Origin of the sequence: Bradyrhizobium campsiandrae, from assembly GCF_014529705.1 — a bacterium.
Taxonomy (GTDB): Bacteria; Pseudomonadota; Alphaproteobacteria; order Rhizobiales; family Xanthobacteraceae; genus Bradyrhizobium; species Bradyrhizobium campsiandrae.
In genome coordinates this window covers 1-472 of sequence record NZ_JAANIH010000199.1, presented here as the reverse complement: position 1 = coordinate 472, position 472 = coordinate 1, and the positions used below count along the sequence as shown (strand labels likewise).

General features: G+C 50.0%; 1 protein-coding gene. It reads right to left on the bottom strand.

Translation table 11 applies throughout. The features are described 5' to 3' along the window. A partial coding sequence (gene tagD / locus G8O24_RS47115; RefSeq protein WP_188108430.1) for a glycerol-3-phosphate cytidylyltransferase occupies positions 1–388 on the bottom strand: 388 nt, incomplete at its 3' end. Positions 389–472: the final 84 nt, after the last annotated feature.

Below are 472 nucleotides of genomic sequence, written 5' to 3'. Positions count from 1 at the left end.
CATACAGATCATGCTTAAGCTGTGATGCGCTGAGCTCAGGGGTTCTTGGCAGGTAAACAACGTTGACGCCTTCTTCGTTCAAGAAGTCGAACTTGCCCTTCCAGTCCTCCACCATGACAAAAGTGTCAATGTGGTATTCGTGCATGTCGCTGCGCTTGTGATGCCAGTCATTTTCAGGGATGACCAGGTCAACGTAGCGGATGGCTTCCAGTAGCTGCTTGCGCTGTTCATATGAGAAGTAGGTCTTCTTGTGCTTGGAATTCCAGTTGAACTCATCAGTAGACAAGGCAACGATCACATAGTCGCCCTGGGCCTTGTCCCTTCTCAGCAGGTTGATATGTCCGGAGTGCAGCAGGTCAGATGTTCCATAAGGAATTACACGTTTCATGACTGCTCCTTGTCCCCTGTTTCACGTATTCCTTGTAAGCCTTGTCTCGGTCACAAATGGCTTAGCGCTGGATCAACCCGCCTC